Origin of the sequence: Methanolobus mangrovi, from assembly GCF_031312535.1 — an archaeon.
GTDB classification, from domain to species: domain Archaea; phylum Halobacteriota; class Methanosarcinia; order Methanosarcinales; family Methanosarcinaceae; genus Methanolobus; species Methanolobus mangrovi.
This window is the reverse complement of record NZ_CP133594.1, coordinates 362,593-379,892: the sequence shown is the minus strand read 5'-3', so window position 1 is coordinate 379,892 and position 17,300 is coordinate 362,593. Positions and strand designations below refer to the sequence as shown.

Annotated in this window: 13 protein-coding genes and 4 tRNA genes; 4 read left to right on the top strand and 13 right to left on the bottom strand. The window is 42.2% G+C overall.

Annotation, left to right across the window (positions count from 1 at the left end; genetic code table 11):
• Window positions 1–116: 116 nt before the first annotated feature.
• Window positions 117–908, bottom strand: a complete 792-nt coding sequence (locus RE476_RS01985; protein ID WP_309308689.1) for a basic amino acid ABC transporter substrate-binding protein — start codon at window positions 906–908, stop codon at window positions 117–119.
• Window positions 909–1,201: 293 nt separating this feature from the next.
• Window positions 1,202–1,501, bottom strand: a complete 300-nt coding sequence (locus RE476_RS01980; RefSeq protein WP_309308687.1) for a hypothetical protein — start codon at window positions 1,499–1,501, stop codon at window positions 1,202–1,204.
• 191 nt (window positions 1,502–1,692) lie between these two features.
• On the opposite strand from RE476_RS01980, the gene RE476_RS01975 reads away from it, so the two are divergent.
• On the top strand, window positions 1,693–2,118 hold the full coding sequence (locus RE476_RS01975) for a GNAT family N-acetyltransferase (RefSeq protein WP_309308685.1): 426 nt from the start codon (window positions 1,693–1,695) through the stop codon (window positions 2,116–2,118).
• A 73-nt stretch (window positions 2,119–2,191) separates the two neighbouring features.
• On the opposite strand, the gene RE476_RS01970 is transcribed toward RE476_RS01975, so the two are convergent.
• Window positions 2,192–2,734: a pyruvoyl-dependent arginine decarboxylase gene (locus tag RE476_RS01970; RefSeq protein WP_309308684.1), complete on the bottom strand. Its 543-nt coding sequence runs from the start codon at window positions 2,732–2,734 to the stop codon at window positions 2,192–2,194.
• Window positions 2,735–3,062: 328 nt separating this feature from the next.
• Between RE476_RS01970 and RE476_RS01965 the strand changes: the two genes are divergently transcribed.
• Entirely contained in the window at window positions 3,063–5,867 is a 2,805-nt protein-coding gene (locus tag RE476_RS01965; protein ID WP_309308682.1) for a DEAD/DEAH box helicase, read from the top strand.
• 86 nt (window positions 5,868–5,953) lie between these two features.
• Here RE476_RS01965 and RE476_RS01960 read toward each other — a convergent pair whose 3' ends face one another.
• A complete protein-coding gene (locus RE476_RS01960; RefSeq protein ID WP_309308680.1) occupies window positions 5,954–6,379 on the bottom strand; it encodes an FKBP-type peptidyl-prolyl cis-trans isomerase in 426 nt (141 codons plus the stop codon).
• Window positions 6,380–6,556: 177 nt separating this feature from the next.
• Between RE476_RS01960 and RE476_RS01955 the strand changes: the two genes are divergently transcribed.
• A complete protein-coding gene (locus RE476_RS01955) occupies window positions 6,557–7,213 on the top strand; it encodes a LysE family transporter (RefSeq protein WP_309308678.1) in 657 nt (218 codons plus the stop codon).
• 63 nt (window positions 7,214–7,276) lie between these two features.
• On the opposite strand, the gene RE476_RS01950 is transcribed toward RE476_RS01955, so the two are convergent.
• Window positions 7,277–9,970, bottom strand: a complete 2,694-nt coding sequence (locus RE476_RS01950; protein WP_309308676.1) for an FAD-binding and (Fe-S)-binding domain-containing protein — start codon at window positions 9,968–9,970, stop codon at window positions 7,277–7,279.
• 275 nt (window positions 9,971–10,245) lie between these two features.
• Here RE476_RS01950 and RE476_RS01945 point away from each other — a divergent pair, with 275 nt between their 5' ends.
• Entirely contained in the window at window positions 10,246–11,061 is an 816-nt protein-coding gene (locus tag RE476_RS01945; RefSeq protein ID WP_309308674.1) for a helix-turn-helix transcriptional regulator, read from the top strand.
• A 117-nt stretch (window positions 11,062–11,178) separates the two neighbouring features.
• Here RE476_RS01945 and RE476_RS01940 read toward each other — a convergent pair whose 3' ends face one another.
• The 8 genes from RE476_RS01940 to RE476_RS01905 all read right to left on the bottom strand — a co-directional run bounded on the left by RE476_RS01940 (window position 11,179) and on the right by RE476_RS01905 (window position 17,205).
• Complete coding sequence (locus RE476_RS01940; protein ID WP_309308672.1) at window positions 11,179–14,007, bottom strand: M1 family metallopeptidase; 2,829 nt, start codon at window positions 14,005–14,007, stop codon at window positions 11,179–11,181.
• A 121-nt stretch (window positions 14,008–14,128) separates the two neighbouring features.
• Complete coding sequence (locus tag RE476_RS01935; RefSeq protein WP_309308670.1) at window positions 14,129–14,368, bottom strand: hypothetical protein; 240 nt, start codon at window positions 14,366–14,368, stop codon at window positions 14,129–14,131.
• Between the two features lie 114 nt (window positions 14,369–14,482).
• Window positions 14,483–14,557 (bottom strand) — tRNA-Ile (locus tag RE476_RS01930).
• A 21-nt stretch (window positions 14,558–14,578) separates the two neighbouring features.
• Window positions 14,579–14,651: transfer RNA gene (locus RE476_RS01925), tRNA-Asn, on the bottom strand.
• 127 nt (window positions 14,652–14,778) lie between these two features.
• Window positions 14,779–14,853, bottom strand: a tRNA-Ile gene (locus tag RE476_RS01920).
• Between the two features lie 21 nt (window positions 14,854–14,874).
• Window positions 14,875–14,947: transfer RNA gene (locus RE476_RS01915), tRNA-Asn, on the bottom strand.
• 264 nt (window positions 14,948–15,211) lie between these two features.
• Window positions 15,212–16,228: an AmmeMemoRadiSam system radical SAM enzyme gene (gene amrS, locus RE476_RS01910; RefSeq protein ID WP_309308668.1), complete on the bottom strand. Its 1,017-nt coding sequence runs from the start codon at window positions 16,226–16,228 to the stop codon at window positions 15,212–15,214.
• Between the two features lie 86 nt (window positions 16,229–16,314).
• The gene (locus RE476_RS01905; protein ID WP_309308666.1) at window positions 16,315–17,205 is read right to left on the bottom strand and encodes a hypothetical protein; all 891 of its coding nucleotides are present in this window, start codon (window positions 17,203–17,205) and stop codon (window positions 16,315–16,317) included.
• Window positions 17,206–17,300 lie beyond the last annotated feature (95 nt).

Here is a 17,300-nt window from a genome sequence, read left to right as displayed (position 1 = left end):
GTAGGCACACATGAACGACATATAAATTTATCGCTACTCAGTATTTCAGTTTCAGCTGAACAAAATATAATATAGAGAATATGCAAATGAAAATTGCATATTCAGAATAAGAATATTTAGAAATATTTCCCCATAATCTCGTCGTATGTCCCATCTGCCTGAACATTGACAAGACCTGCGTTGAGCATATTAAGAAGCTCAGTATTTCCGTTCTTTACTGCAAAACCATAGGAATCACTCTGTATATCGTCATCGACTATCTTTATTACACCCGGATTCTGGACCATGTAGGATTTTGTAACCGGCAGGTCATTTATCATGAAATCTGCACGTCCGCTATGGATATTCATAACAATGTCACTGACGTGTGCAAGATAGATCACTTCTTCGATTATGCCTTCTGATTTGAGTTCATCAGCCTTCATAGCTCCTGTGGAACCTTGCTGGACCACAGCAACCTTACCCCGAACATCATCCAGACTCTTGATCTCCTCGTTATCAGCAGCTACAGCAAGTGAAAGACCTGCATTAATATATGGTTCACTGAAGTCAACGGACTCTTCCCTCTCCTCAGTAATTGTCATACCGGAAACGATCATATCGATCTGACCGGACTGTAATGCAGGTATAAGTGCATCAAATTCCAGGTCTTTCCATTCAATTTCAAAACCCTGGTCTTCTGCAATTGCATTTATAAGGTCCACATCAAAACCTATGATCTCATTACTGTTATTCTCATCTGCATATTCAAAAGGTGGGAAATAAGGTTCTGTCCCTACAATATATACTGGCACTGCGTCCACGATTTCTTCTGCTGCAGCTTCATCTGTGCGATCAGCACACCCCGAAACAGCAACAAATCCAATAATCAATATTCCCATAAGTAAAAAACTCAATGATTTTTTCACTTTTAAGCCTCCCTGAAATGTCCTCTATAAATTATAGACATATATGCGTGAATTTGCAATACACTTAAGTCTTTCTATTTTAAATTTTAAAATGTATTACTAAAAACAATAGGCACAGACGACTTTTATATTTCTGGAAAAATGATTAGATAATCAGACAAAGAATATTCAGTAAATAAAATGAGAAATAAATAATGTCAGATGGAAAATAAGAGAGGAATCATACATACTGATAGCCTTTCAAACCTCTGTTCAAAAAGACTATCAGGGTATGGATATATAGTTAAAGTAATTTATTCTGTTGCTGTTTCGTTAGCAACTTCTTCTGCTGCTTCTTCAACAACATCTTCTGTTGCAGCTACTTCCTCAACAACTTCTTCTGTTGCGTTTTCTGCTACATCTGTTTCTTCAGCAACATCTTCTGCCATGTCTTCTGTTGCATTTTCTGCTACATCTTCTGCTGCATCTGCTTCTTCAACAACATCTTCTGCTACATCTTCAACAGCTGGTTCTTCAGCTGTGTCTGCACAACCTGATACGGCTACAAGTCCGACCATCAGGAAAACCATGAGTATGCTTAAAAATTTATTCATATTAACTCTCCGATTGCTATATGCCTATATATTCTATAGACGTCTACCGATAAACTATAAGTTACTTAAGTTTTTCGATTTATGAGGTTTCTTGATAGCATATTATTTTTAGAACAACATCAGCATATGGATTAGAAAAATTATTTAAGTCCATATTATTATTTCTTTTAAGAAAGAGGGAAAATATCAATATGCACTTAAAATGGATTAAAGGATCAGAGGATTTCAGTGATGCCTACGATGTTCGAAAGAATGTTTTTGTGCTGGAACAGAGCATTGATGAAAGTCTTGAACTCGATGAGTATGATGCTATATCCCTTCATCTGGTTGTTTACAACAATAGGACACCTGTTGCCACAGGGAGGGTGTTTGGGTACAGCGACTCTTTCGTTATAGGAAGAATATGTGTTCTCAAAGAGTACCGTAGCATGCATCTTGGAACTTTGCTGATGGAAAAACTAATTGAAAAGGCAATCTCAATGAGAGCAAAAGAAGTTCATCTGTCTTCACAGCTTTACGCAACCGGTTTCTATAGTAAATTTGGATTTGAGGAATACGGTAATACCTATTTAGACGCAGGTATCGAACATATATCAATGGTCCGAAAGGTTAATTGATAGAATTAAAGGCCGCTGGAATAATTGCACTTAAAGTTTCGTCTAAAAAAAGAAAAAAGGTTTTTAACCCTTTTTACTCAACAAAGACCATTGCTGCTATAACGGTTGTCCACTTACCGTCTTTATCGCCATATGCTGTCTGGCAGTAATGAGTTGTATCTATTATGTGTCCGCTTGTTTTGTAGACCTGTTCCCTCTCATGCCATGCACAGTCAGCATCGAATTCAATCCCAAGGGTAGTTGCAAGCATAGTTGCTGCAAGATCTTCAGCATATTCTCCTGCTGTTGATTCATCCTCACCAAACGTATGATGTTCAGAAATATAACCATAGTTGTTCTCATTAACAGGGACTGCTGTTCCAACAGCTGCTGATACAAGCCTGTGTGGTTCATTTGTATCATTCCTTGCAAGAACACAATGCACAATTTCTCCAGCTGGTAGTTGCTTGATTCCCTCTTCCCTGGCAACCAGTTTGCAATTGGGCGGAAGTATGCTGGAAACAGTAACGAGGTTGTATTTTTCAATTTGCGCCTCGCGCAATGCCAATTCAAAAGATGCTAACCTGTCTTTGTGTACACCAACACCTTTAGTCAAAAAGCAATTTTTTGGAACCATTTTAATCATCACTTTACTTATTATATTATAATCTGGATTTCCAGAAATTTATCGTTTTCCGTGCATTTACACATAAACTGATCTCTCGATTTCACGATAATGACAGGAAATTGCATTCTCATATAAGAACATTATGCGTGGACCAAATTCCGTATCGGGTCCAATGAAATTTAAAAAAGGAATCTCGTTGTCAGCATGGGTATTTAAGGGTAATTACGGGCTTATTTCCATTGGAAACTATTGTCAACCCATGATATCAATTGAATTTGAAACCAGAATATAATCTTTAAATGATGAACTACGTAATAGTCAGCGGAGCTAGCCAAAAATGGAAATATCCCAGTTGATCAGTAACATAAAATCTTCCAGAAAATATGAAGGACAGATCACTCACATTGAGGACGTGCCCGCCAGGGAAGCAGAATACAGGGATATAGAACTTAACTCACTGATCAGATATGCTTTAAATGAAAACGGAATTAAGCAACTCTATATTCATCAGGCCGATGCTGTTGAAGCCGCAAGGGAAAAGAAGAATATTGTTCTTTCCACCAGCACTGCCAGTGGTAAATCTTTATGCTATATGCTACCTGTTTTTGAGCGTCTCCTGGAAGAGCCACATGCCACAGCACTTTACATATCACCACTTAATGCCCTTGTTAATGACCAGCTTGAGACTTTCAGAAAACTAAGTCATACAATGGGACTCAATGTTAACATCGACAGATTTGTAGGTTCAATGAGCAAGGCTGAAAAGGACAGCGTGAAATACGGAAATACCAAGATAATTTTTACAAATCCGGAAATGCTTCATTTAAGTTTTCTGCAGTGGAAACATCAATGGAAACATTTCCTTTCCAATCTGAATTTCATTATCCTTGACGAGAGCCACTCATACAGCGGTGTCATGGGAAGCCACATGGGAAATCTCCTGAGAAGACTGAACCGTGTCTGCGAACACTATGGATCAAACCCACAGTACATATGCTGTACTGCAACCATTGGTAATCCGGTAGCTCACAGTTCTGCTCTTACCGGAAAGGATCTCACCCTGATCGATAATGACAGTTCAGGCCAGGGGCCACAGAAATTCATATTCTGGAACCCTCCCCTATATTCAAGTTCAAATAACATCACCCGAAGAAAAGCAAGTTTCGGAGAGACTGTTGACCTTTTCACCACCTTCGTCCAGAGTGACCTCCAGACAATAGCCTTCGCAAGGTCCAGACAGAAAGTTGAGAGGATGTACGTCCAGGCAAAGAACACACTCGCAGAAAGAGGAGGAGAGGAAAGGATCAGCCCTTACAGAGGAGGTTATCACGGGGATGAACGTGAAACCATAGAAAAAGAACTTGCAAAAGGTAACATCGATGGTGTGATCTCCACAAATGCCCTGGAACTTGGGATCGATATTGGAGGACTTGATGCCTGTATTATGGATGGTTTCCCGGGAACTATCATGAGCGCCAGACAACAGGCAGGAAGAGCAGGCCGTGGAAGCAGGGAAAGCATAGTTGCACTTGTGGCCGATTCCAATGCTCTTGACCAATATTACATGAGAAATCCACAGGACTTCTTCAGAAGGAAATGTGAAGAAGCTGTTGTCAATGTCTCGAACCGTTACATACAGGCAGGCCATCTGGTATGTGCTGCAAAAGAACTTCCATTAAGAGCAAAGGACAGTGAATATTTCGGTCCTGAGTTCGATACTATCATGAAGGTACTTGAGGAAGAGGGGCTGCTGGAAGGAACAAATGAAAAGAGATCACTTGATCCGAACCCGCACATGAGATTATCCATACGCAGTATAGATGATAATAATTACACGATCATAGACAAAGCTACCAGAAAACCTCTGGAAAAGGATATTGAAAGACTGCGGGCATACAGGGAAGCATTCGAGGGCGCAGTATACATCAACAAAGGAACTCCTTACTGCGTTACAAAACTGGACCACAACAAGAAAGAGATACACGTAGAGAAGGCACAGGACGGGTATTATACAAGATCCCTGGTATCATCTGACATCGTTGTCAGAGAGGTTGTTGATACGAAGCCTCTTGGAACCTACCCTGATGTCAAGGTAGGTTTTGGTGATGTTGATGTTACCCAGCAAGTGACCGGTTACAAGAGGTTCCAACAGCGAACAGATACAGAACTTGGAAACCTGCCTCTGGATATGCCGGAGTTCAGACTTGAGACAGAAGCCCTGTGGCTTGAACTGCCCTTCGAGTTCACCCTACTTGTGAGCGAGTATGACCGGGATCTTGCAGGCGGTATACATGCCATTGAGCATGCTATGATAGCAATGTACCCACTTCACCTGCTGGCCGACAGGAACGATGTTGGTGGTGTATCCACACCGGAGCACGATGACCTATCAGGGAAAAGCGGAATATTCGTGTATGACGGACATCCTGGTGGAGTTGGCTATGCTGAAAGTGGCTATGGTAAAATAGTTGAAATGCTGGAAGTGACCCTGCGGTCCATTGAGAGCTGCCCATGCTTAGATGGTTGTCCTTCCTGTATCCAGTCACCAAAATGTGGTAACAATAACAGTCCTCTTGATAAGGATGCGGCGATAATGATACTCCGAAAGATGCTCAATAAGCCTGCATATATCCCTGAGAAGAGGAAAGTTATCAGGAAAACTGAAAGGCCGGGTCAGAAAGAGACCGTCGAACCTGTACAGAGAAAACCTGAGGACAGGCCATTCGACCATAATGCTGCACTTAACAGAGCAAGAAGGAAACTCCGCCAGCGTGACAGAAAAAGTACAGCAGAGTGGATACAGGAAGGAATTAAGGCTGGGAGAGAGCAGAAAGATCAGGAGCTTGCATATGAGTGCTTCGAGGCGGCCTTGCAATTGCAGCCTTCTAATGCCACTGCCCTTATGAATAAAGGTATTACATGCCTTCAACTTGGCCAGAACCAGATGGCTCTTTCATGCTTTAATAAATTGATAGGGTTGGGTTATGGAAAAAGCGTTGTCTGGAAGCACAAAGGTATAGCCCTTCACAGGCTTGGTGATTATGTTGGTGCTGTTGAGATGTTTGATGAAGCTTTAAAGGAAAAGCCAGATGATTCTAAAGTAAAGGAGCTAAAAGAGAAAACTATCAGTAAAATGAAATGAATAAACTTATTTTTAGAATTTGTAAATTTCCGCTTCTGTTTGAAAAATTGGATGTTGAACCCGAATAATGGGTTCAAAATAATAATTTATGCTTCAACGACTTTTATACTAAAAGTCAGTGCCATGCCAGCAAGTGGGTGATTCAGGTCAACTGTGATAGTCTCATCAGTCACTTCTGTTATTTTTGCAGGCATCTGATTACCGTCAGCAGTTCCTACCATGATCATCATTCCAGCATGGATCTCTGCATCAGACTGAAGAAGTGAACTTGGAACGGTCTCGGTAAGAGCAGGATTGACTTCACCATATGCTTCAGCAGCCTCGATCCTGAAAGTCTTCTCTTCCCCTACTTCCATACCTCTTACAGCTTCTTCAAAACCTGGTATTACCTGACAGGCACCTACTGTGAATTCAAGAGGCTCATCATGATTTGCAGAACTATCGAAAACAGTACCGTCATCAAGTGTGCCGGTATAATCTATCTTTATTGTATCTCCGTCTTTTATTGCCAAAATATCAACTCGGTTTATACAAAACAAGCTCTCACTCATTTTAGCTCAATGGAGGCGGGGACATTACTTAGGTGTTTTGGTAATATTATAAAATCAGAATGCTGAGACTTCAACAGATATTATGCAGCAAACCTGTTAAATATATAGCCATTATTGTATATTTAATTTGGTTATCAGGTGATAGACATTATAGATCTGTTACAAGCTCTTGTTCTGGGAATCACAGTAGGCATATCTGCTGCTATTATTCCCGGACCCATGATGTTCGCGACCATTGGCATTTCCATGAAGAACGGATGGAGAACCGGACCCTGGGTATTTATTGGACATGCACTTGTGGAAACAGCCATTTTCCTGCTTATCCTTGCTGGTGCCACCGCTTTTCTTGGAGAGAGTATCATGTCAGGCATATCCATAATAGGCGGTCTGGTAATGGTGCTTTTCGGAATGGTGCTCATCAAAAGTGCGAAGAAGGTTTCAACAATGGATATTGTTTCATCATCCAGTAAAAAGGAACTGTCATCAGGCCCTGTATCCACAGGAGTCATAACCTCTGCATTGAATCCTTCCCTTGTCATATGGTGGCTGACAGCAGGTAGTGCTATTATCCTTCAGGAATACCTGTTAGGCATCTCCGCAGTTATCGTGTTCATTCTGGGACACTGGCTCGCAGACCTTGGATTCCTTGTAGCAGTCTCATCTTCATTCTCAAGAGGAAAAGAACTGTTCTCACCAAGAACACATGAAAGGATACTCTACTTCTGCGGAGCTTTCATGGCTGTTTTCGGCCTGTGGTTCCTTGCTAATTATGATAATGTTTCTGCATTTTTCTGAGGAGAGAAAAGAAAAAGGAGGAAAACGACCGACTTATCGGCCTTTTCCCTGTGACAATTTACCTCACTTATGGCGAACACAACTTGTGCCGAGAAGTTCTATCGCCTGCTTCATGAACTGACCGATCGTTTCCGTTGGATCATATGTGACCTCTATTCCCATGGATTCACACAATATATCCGTTATATCCTTCTGTTTAACAGGTGCTTCCATCATATTGGTGGTAAGGTTGAGTTGTGATGCACAACCCGCACAATTGGTAATGACGTAATCTGCTCCTGTGTCCATTGCCTCAAAGATACGTTTCTGTCCGCAATGGGCAACCGTAGGCAGGTCATCGAAAGATGTCACAATACCACAACAGAGAGCATCTTCTCTGTTGTGTTCCATTTCCACAAGATTCACACCGGGAATGGCATTTATTACGTTCCTTGGATACTCATAGGCACCGAACCACCTTGATACATGACATGCATCGTGGTATGTTACCTTCTTATCAACCGGCTTCTCGATATCTAGCTTTCCATCCCTGATAAGTTCATCAAGGAGGACAACCACATGCTTTGTCTCAACATCCCAGTCAAGACCAAGCATCTCTGCAACAGCAGCATATTGTTCGGTGAAGGTGGCAAAGCATCCCGGGCAGGAGAATAGCAGTGTCTTTACACCCTTCTCATTGATCAGGTTGATATTTTTCTCAACAGTCTTCACGAAGTCCTCGGTATATCCTCCGAGTGCAAGGTAAAGGCCACAGCATATATTGTCCTGTTCTCCGAGGTTAACCAGTTCGACACCTGCCCTGTTCAGTATTCGGACTATGTTCTGAGGCATGTTCTTTGTAACAGCAGAAGACCAGCAGCCTGGCCAGTATCCGATTGCTCCCGTGTCAGCCATCTTCATATCATCAGCCTTCCACTCAAGCGCTTCCCCTGGCAGTCCCCAGAAGTTTCCTGCATTTAGCACATTCTCCCTGATGATCCCAAGACCTGTGTTCTCAAAGTTCTTCTGTCCCATGATGCTGCGCATATTTATGAAATTATGAGCTATTGACAGGTCTGTCTGGCATTTTAGATCACATTTCTTGCAGGTAGCGCACAGGAACATTGTGGATGCGAATTCCTCATCGAATTCGATATTACCTTTCAGATATTCGGAAAGCAGGTACCATTTACCCCTTGGAGATCTGCTTTCCCATGGGTCTGCGTCATACATGGTACAGGTGGTCTTACAGGCTCCGCACTGCGCACAGATGAATGCATCCTTCCCTATCTCCTCAGGTAATTTGTCGCCATACTTGTATTCCACATCTTTCCCATCCATGATCTTCCCTGCAAAGCTCATTAAGGATTTACCCTTGCTGGCACCTTTCATGGCAATGGAAAGTTGTTTTATAGGAGAGTTCTTCTCAACCGAAGGTGGCAGGATCTTTCCCGGGTTCATTATATGTGCAGGGTCGAACTCCTTCTTGAAAGCAACTACCCTGTTGAACAGTGTCTCTCCCAGCAGCTCCTTTGAATCATCGGTGAAGAATATGCCTGTGGCAGTAAGTCTTCCCCCCATCTTCTTCGCAATATCGGCAACTATGAGCGACGATGAGAATTTCAGTGGATAATTGGTCTTTCTTTCATCGGCCAGCATGAATCCCATCATGATAAGCCTGTCAGGAGTTTCCATTATGCCTTCAAAGACGAACTCACCCTTGAATTTCCTGTCAACTGCCTTCAGGAAATCTCCCAGTGAATCTGTTGGTACAATAAGTTCACTTGCAACCAGTGAAGGACCAAGACGCTTGAGCCTCATTGTGCGGAACCTGTTGTCCCACTCATGAACTGCAACATCTTCAGGGAGAATCTCACCTTTGTTGCTGCTGACAATATTTTCGATCAGGGAAGCAACTTCAGCATGGGACTGGCTATAAACTAACTGTGCAATGTATTTGCCCCGTGGCATCTTTGTTTCATTTGCTGCCTGCTGGCTCAGTCCCACATAGCCCGGTGTCTGGATGCTTACAGACCACAGGTCAGTTCCTGAACCCCTTATCTCATCAAGTGTTGCCTGTAATTTCTTTTCATCTGTGAATGCCGCAAGAACAGGCGTAATTCCTTCGGCCTTTTTCACTTTGATAGTAACCTTTGTGATTATGCCGGTGATACCTCCGAGAGCATAAACAAGGTCTATATCATCTCCTTTCATTACCTTCAGGTCACCCATGGGATCGACCATTTCTACCGAAACGATGTTGTCCCGGAAAGTGCCGTACTCATAACTGCCGATGCCACTACCTCCCTGAGCGACCCATCCGGCCACCGTAGATGTGGGTGCACTGCTCGGATACAGACGCAATGCAAGTCCCTTTCTTTTGAGTTTCTCATCCAGTTCCGACCATACTACACCGGGCTCAACTTCCACACTGAGATCATCGGGATCAATGGAGATGATATTGTTCATTCTTGAAAAATCGATAACAATACCATTTGCCACAGGAACTGCTCCACCAAATCCACTGGATGCTGCACCTCTTGGGATGAGAGGGATCTTATTCTCAATTGCAATTCTGACAAGAGAAGATACCTCATTGGAGTTTACAGGCTGAACGACTGCATCCGGCATTGTGGCAATGGTCTTTTTGACAGAGTCAGGGATGACTCCCACATCATGGGAATAGACGATCCTTTCAAGTTCACTGAAAGATACACGATTTTCAAACATCTCTTCAAGCTTGCTTTTCAAAGCTTCATTGATTGTATAACTGGTCATGGATGATGCCTCACTGATACTGAACTCTAACACATTTTCAATCGCGATCAACTGTGAATTAATGACGTCAACAAGTAGATGTTAAGACTGAACGTTTATATACTAACCCTCTACTGTATCGTAAAATAATGAAAAAACATCACAGGGATCAAAATAAACAAAGGCGTTAAAAATCGTGAGGGCTTTGAAATAGTCAAAACCAAATAAATATAATAAATTAACATGCTTAATATATGAGATATACACAGTTTCCTTAAATTCAGGATGAAACATAAATGAAAGATTCACTTATAGATGCGATCTTCCTTTCCGAAAAAAGAAAAAAGCTTCTTTTACTGCTGATGGAAGGTCCAAAGGATATCGAAGAAATAAAAGAAGCACTCGATGTTACTTCCAGTGCCATGCTTCCCCAGATCAAGAAGTTGAGAAAGCTTAACCTTATTGTGTGCAATGAAAGGGTTTATTCCCTGACAGAAGCTGCCAGGATACTCGTTGAAAAAATGGAACCTCTTCTTGGAACCATCGATGTTTTTGAGGAGAACTATGATTACTGGATGAGCCGTCACATCAGCAGCATTCCCGAGGAATTTCGAAGTCGCTTGTGGAACCTTGGAAAATGTGAACTTAAAAGACCGGACATGATATATCTTTTTGAGCCACCGGAGGAGTTCAATGAGAGCCTTGCAAAGTCAAAGAATATCAGGACCCTTGCTTCATTCTTCCATCCCCAGTGTCCGCATAATTATGCCCAGCTTGCTAAAAAAGGAGTGGATGTAACCCTTATACTCACAAAAGCAGTTTTCGACAGAATGAAAAAGGACGGTTCAAAATATCTTCAAAAAATACTCGAGTCAGAAGGGTCAGAATTGTTCTTCATGAAAGAAGAAATACCCATAGGATCGATCACAGTCACCGACGATATTTTCATGATAACATTGTTTAACAAGGACCTTGTGCTCGATCATCTGAAACTCATAAGCTATGGACCTCAGGCAAGACAATGGGGACTTGATATTATAGATCATTTCAAGGAGCTAGCGATCCCTGTTGACAAAGAGAAAATGCTTCGGGAGATCGGCGATCAGGAATAGGGAAATGAATATTCAGGCTTTTACGTGTCTGACCGTATCACCACCATTTTGACCATTTGCTTATCCATATCTCCTCCTTTATAAAAAATAAAATTGATATCGGTCAATTTCATACTTTTAACCGATATTGACCTTACCATTGACCGCTTCATATCTTCCCACGGCCTTCGGAGTATTGAGCAGTATCTTCCTTATCCTGTTGTAGACACTTGGTGAACTGTCCTTATCGAGCTGTTCCAGGAAACGAGCCATCATTCCCACCAGAGGAATGTGATACTCTTCCTCCATCCTATCGATATTAGCAAGGACATTGAGTATGCTTACAGCATTGTACTCATTGACCTTTGCCAACCTGAGGACTATATCTTCAAGCAACTTCCTTCCCTCTTCGGTCTGAAGGGATCTCTTTCGGTTAAATGCAAAGCTTCCGTAAAGTGCTCTCTGATCATTTGCCTGCTCTATCCTGAAAGAACTGGAACTTCCAACTTTCCTTACTAGATCAAATACATCATTACTACTGTTGCTTCCTACAACCCTCAGGAAAGCTTCCCAGCTTACCGGATCCTTCTGTGCTTCCTTCTGGAAGGCTTGCATCAGCGGGATTCTGTCAGGTGCTGAACTGTTAAGATAATAACTGAAAGCACTTAATTTATCAGTAGCATTCTGAGCTGTCTCGAACTGTGCCTTTATCATCTGATGCACTGTGGGAGTATCAAGAGTGGAAAGGACAGAGAGAATTGTATTCTTTACCTGACGATCCTTGATAGCAGTCACTTCTTCGTTCAGGTAGTCCTGACCATCATATTCCTTTTCGCTGTAAACCTTATAAAGTGCTATCAGAGAATCCTCATGTCTGCTTGCTACTGCTTTGAGAAGTTTCTTCTTAACCTCATATAACAACTGGTAGCTGTGTGAAAGTCCCTCATCCTCCACGGACTCAAAGATGGTCAGGAACTGAGCACCTGCTTCATTCATCAGGTCATTGTCCATGACGAACTCATTATACAGGTCTGTGAACTCTTTTGATGGAAGAGAATCGCTGTTACCGATCAGCTTCATTTTTTCCATATCTACGATCCTGTAGAATGCAATGAACCTGTTTATCAGGTCTGAGTCCACTCTTGCCTGTAAGACCAGTTCATCTATATCAACATCATGAACCACTTTTCCAAAGAAGGAATAAACACGGTTCAGGGATAAGAATGCAGGTTTATCAACATCATTGACAACTATCGTCTTCTCCTTACCATGCATCAGTTCCATAACTTCAGCAAGGTCATTTCCTTCTTCATCAACAAGAGCTACACTGAAAGGAAGATGCCAGAAAGAAGCACCTTCCGGGACTTCCTGTTCTAATAACAATGTGTAGGTCCTTTCATTCTCATCATAGGATGTTTTGACATGGACCACAGGGAACTGTGTCTGTTTCAGCCAGATATTTGCCATATCTTTGAACTTCTGTCCTGAAACCTCTTCCATCGCTTCAATCCATTCCCAGCTTGAAGCATTTGAATGTTTATATCGGGAGTGATAGACATCCAGTGCTTCAACAAATGTACTTTTCCCCATGAGTTTCTCTATCATCATTACAAACTCAGGTGCTTTTACATAGGTCACAGCGCTGATGAGATCATCAGGATCATTGAACCCATCAGGGATGATCGGCATGGAAGCTGCTCCCCGGTCAAGTGCAAAAGTTCCGGACCCAGGAGCCAGAAGGTCAAGGACTTCCTGAAGCCGACTATAATCCTCACCGAAATGATATGCATGATACATCCTCTCTATATGGACAGTTACTGCCTCGTTGAGCCATATCTCAAAAGGACTTTTACCGGTGACCTCAGAACCGTTCAGATTATGGTAGAACTCATGCACTTTCACCCTCATTAAATATTCAAAAGCATTGTCGGTCATCTGAGGGAATGGCATTATACGATTGGTACTGATGGTGGTGTTGCCCACATTCTCCATACCACCAAAATTGGAGTTCTGCATGCCGATCTCCCTGTAAACGGTACCTGTGTACCTGTATCCGGTCTGTATGGTCCCTACAACACTATTCAGTTCCTCCCTTATCAGGTCCAGTTTGTCATTGGCAGCTTTGCCTTCATTTTTAAGAAGGTCTCTTCGCCTGACCATATCCATGAGCTGTTGGCGTATTTCCAGTTGTTCATATTGTCTGGGACCGGTAAAAAGATAAATCCACATTATGGAATCGTAAAGAATATCAAGAGATCTCTGAGCTATTACTGGGTCAGAACCCGGTGGCACCAGCAATTCCAGATCAAAAGTGTATCCATCAGGATACTCGAACTCCTTTCTGAATGTCTCATAGGTACCAACTCCAAGGAAGAACAGATATGTGGCCATTGGAGTTATCGAGTTATCATAAACGATCATGTCCCTTCCATTCCCGATGGAGTGTCTTTCCTCTATGATGTCACCGTTGGTGATCATATTCGTATATCGCTCATCGGCAATGATGGTAGTCGTGTAGGTGCATTTAGCTGTCATGTCATCGATACATGGCACGATCCTCTGGAATCCCCATTGCTGACACTGTGTGATCTGCTGTGGCGGGGCACCTGCCGGGGTCTCATCATAATATAGACCTTCCAGTATGTTCATTGTAGGTCTGCATATAGTCTCAGTCGTTATCAGAATATCAGTGTTCCCGGGTACTGTCTGGCCGAACTTTATCAGGAGGATATCGTCCTTTTCCCTGTATTCATGATCGATATCATACTCTTTGCAGGTCACGGAGAGTATCTCAAGTTTCTTGCAATTCAGTTCCAGTTCATTAATCGGATCAGCAAGTGTTCTTAATTTGAGATCTGATCTTACCTTTGTATGATCATCAAAGATATCGAAAAGAAGGTCCATATGTACTACTTTGGCAGTTAGTTCTCCAAAATCTTCCGGATAATATTTGTATATTCTTTCCATCGAATCCACTCTGATAAATAAGATATAATGATACTATGATCTTCTATAATCAAATGTAACTGATCAGACTTATTTTTATTCACAAGATGAAGAGCAAAAGTGAAATTAGAAATATACCTTTTCAGGTAGTTATCCTCTTATACAGAACCGGAAGTGTCTCCGGAAGCAAGCTGGCATCATCTATTATCGTATAGCCTGCATCTCTATATGAAGAGCTGCTCTTCCTCAGAACACTACGAAAATTCCTGTGGTAATCCCTTCCAGGGAACCTGTTCTCTATAACCAGAAGCGGTTCTTCCTCTGTAAGGGTTTCAGGTTCGTTAGTATCTGCCTGAAAGGTCCTTTCAGTCCACTTATCCATTTGTCATCGAATTTATTATTGCTTCCTTATAAGTACTCATGCAGGAACAGAGGGAGTGGTTGGTTGGTGGGTAACAACATTGATAGAAAGTAATGTAAAAATGAAGTTTTTAAGTGGGCCTAACCGGATTCGAACCGGTGGCCGCTCGGTTATGAGCCGAGCGCTCTAACCTGGCTAAGCTACAGGCCCAATCTGAGAAAAGATTTGAAGCGCCGCAAACAGGGCTCGAACCTGTGACATTCTGGTTAACAGCCAGACACTCTACCAACTGAGTTATTGCGGCTCTTGGCATGGCGCTTACGCGCGAATCCTTCTAATGCAGTTATTGCTTTTAAACCTTTTGAAACGAGAGTAGTTTTTACTTTAGAAAAGGATAAGTTATCATGAATTTGACAGGCCAAAGTTTTTAGTGGGCCTAACCGGATTCGAACCGGTGACCGCTCGGTTATGAGCCGAGCGCTCTAACCTGGCTAAGCTACAGGCCCAATCTGAGAAAAGATTTGAAGCGCCGCAAACAGGGCTCGAACCTGTGACATTCTGGTTAACAGCCAGACACTCTACCAACTGAGTTATTGCGGCTCTCGGCATGGCGCTTACGCGCGAACCCTTCTAAGGTAGTTATTGCTTTTAAACCTTTTGATTGCAATGACTTGAAATCTTCTTTTTTTCGCCACTTTTTACGCCCCATCATAATTATGAGCATAATGTATCATAAGATATATACGTTCCAGTGGAAGCAGAGGGGATGAAGAATACACATCGTTTATATATGGTAACTTTCACTGGTTACATAAATCGAGATTTTATATCATCCGGAAGACAATGCAATGCCCGCACCCTGCCTCACTGCCTGGACACGATATTAATAACTTCGCCGCAGCGCGGGCAAGTCTGTTTATCGGCCAGTTTATTCAGCTCGATACTAAACATTCCCCTCTTAATAAGCAACTCCCCACATTGAGGACAGAACGTATTCTCATGTTCAGTTCCGGCGACATTCCCCAGATACACATACTTCAAACCCTCCTCTTTAGCAACATTATATGCCATCTCAAGAGTCTTCAGTGGAGTGGATGGAATATCCTGTAACTTATAGTAGGGATGGAAGCGTGTAAAATGAACAGGAGTATCGGCACTGAGATTGTCACGTATCCACACCACCATCTCCCGTATCTCCTCAGGAGAGTCATTGAGCGTTGGTATAATGAGGTTCACAACCTCAACATGCATTCCAAGTTCCTTTGCAAGCTTTGAGGACTCAAGAACAGGTGCCAGTTTTGCACTTGTGATATTCCTGTAGAACTCCTCTGTAAAAGCCTTGATATCAACCCTGAAAGCATCCAGGTACGGAGATATCAGTTCCAGCCCTTCCCGCGTAATGTAACCATTGGTCACATATACAGTTGCCAGTCCTGCTTCCTTTGCCAGCCTGGCACAATCATAAGTATACTCGAACCAGATGGTCGGCTCATTATAGGTCCATGCAATAACTTTTGCTCCTGAAGCCACAGCCCTTTCAACAGCCACCTCCGGACTCATTTCAATGGCATTAGCCTCGTCTATATCTATCTGCGATATAGTCCAGTTCTGACAATGCTTGCACCTGAAATTACAGCCGATTGTTCCAAGTGAATATGCCAAGGAACCTGGATGGAAATGAAAAAGCGGCTTTTTTTCTATAGGGTCAAGTGCCTCACTTGAAACAACATTATAGTTTAGCGTGTAAAGAGTGCCTTCCCTGTTCTCCCGCACAGCACAAAATCCTCTTTTTCCCGGCGATATCCGGCACCTGTGGCTGCAAAGCTTACACTGTACTTTACCATCATCAAGTTTCTCATAAAGCATTGCTTCTTTGATCATCAAAAATCCCCATTTAAAAATGTAGTCTCATCATTGATGAACTTAAGCTTTAAATGATAGATAAAAGTCATTGGCCAAACTGGTACTCATATCAGCAGATTCAGCCTGGCATCAAAAATAGTCTTTGTTACATTGAGCTTAATGTCTTCCCCGGTGTTTCCTTCCAGGAAAAATACAACTGCCGTTTCATTTGAAGTTATTGAATAACCCGCCGAATCTATACCTGCATCCTCTGCCAATGTTTCAAAGAACGTTACCCACGAAGAAGGATATGATGTTTCCACTATCATCGTCATATCAGTGAAAACTATACCCTCCCAATACAGGGAATCAGAACCATTCGTCCTGAGGTTCAGTTCTTCAACTGAATTACTGCTAATACTTCTTTTAGGACCATTGATATCAATAGTATTGATATTCATGGTGATATTGGTCTCATTCTCTGTCATTTTCATACCAATCTGAGGTGCAAGGCGCATCAGAGAATAATCATTTTGTGAGATCAGCAGAGCTCCGTTCTCATAAACTAGTTTCTGGTCAACAAAATAATTGTTGTCTGACATATAACTTACAGTTCCTAAATCCAGGAGAACAGAATCACTGTTGTAAGTAAGACCAGGTGTATTTGCCACAATATTCAGGCTGAAGTTCTCTTCATTTATTGCCAATCTCCCACCAGACTTACCTGGACTGAATATAGGTAAAGAACCACCTCCCATCTTAATAGGAATGCTTACAGAAAGACTTGTGGAAGCGTCTGTTCTGACATAGGAAGAGAGAATATCAACTTCATTTTTCATCTCTGCCATGTCATAGAAAACATCATCCATATGAGATTGTTCAGCAGCGGTTTTCCACTCCGGGATATACTGTACATTGATAACAGTGATTACAGATACAAGTATACCAAGGAGAAGAACAGCAGAGACCACACTAGAAATTGCATTTTCACAAAACTCCAGCTTTTTAATTTTCACCTACATCACTTCTCCTGTTATGACCCCGGAACCAGCATTTGTTCCTGTATGAATTTTCTTATTTATGTTATGCCGCCGCATTCTTATCCACATTC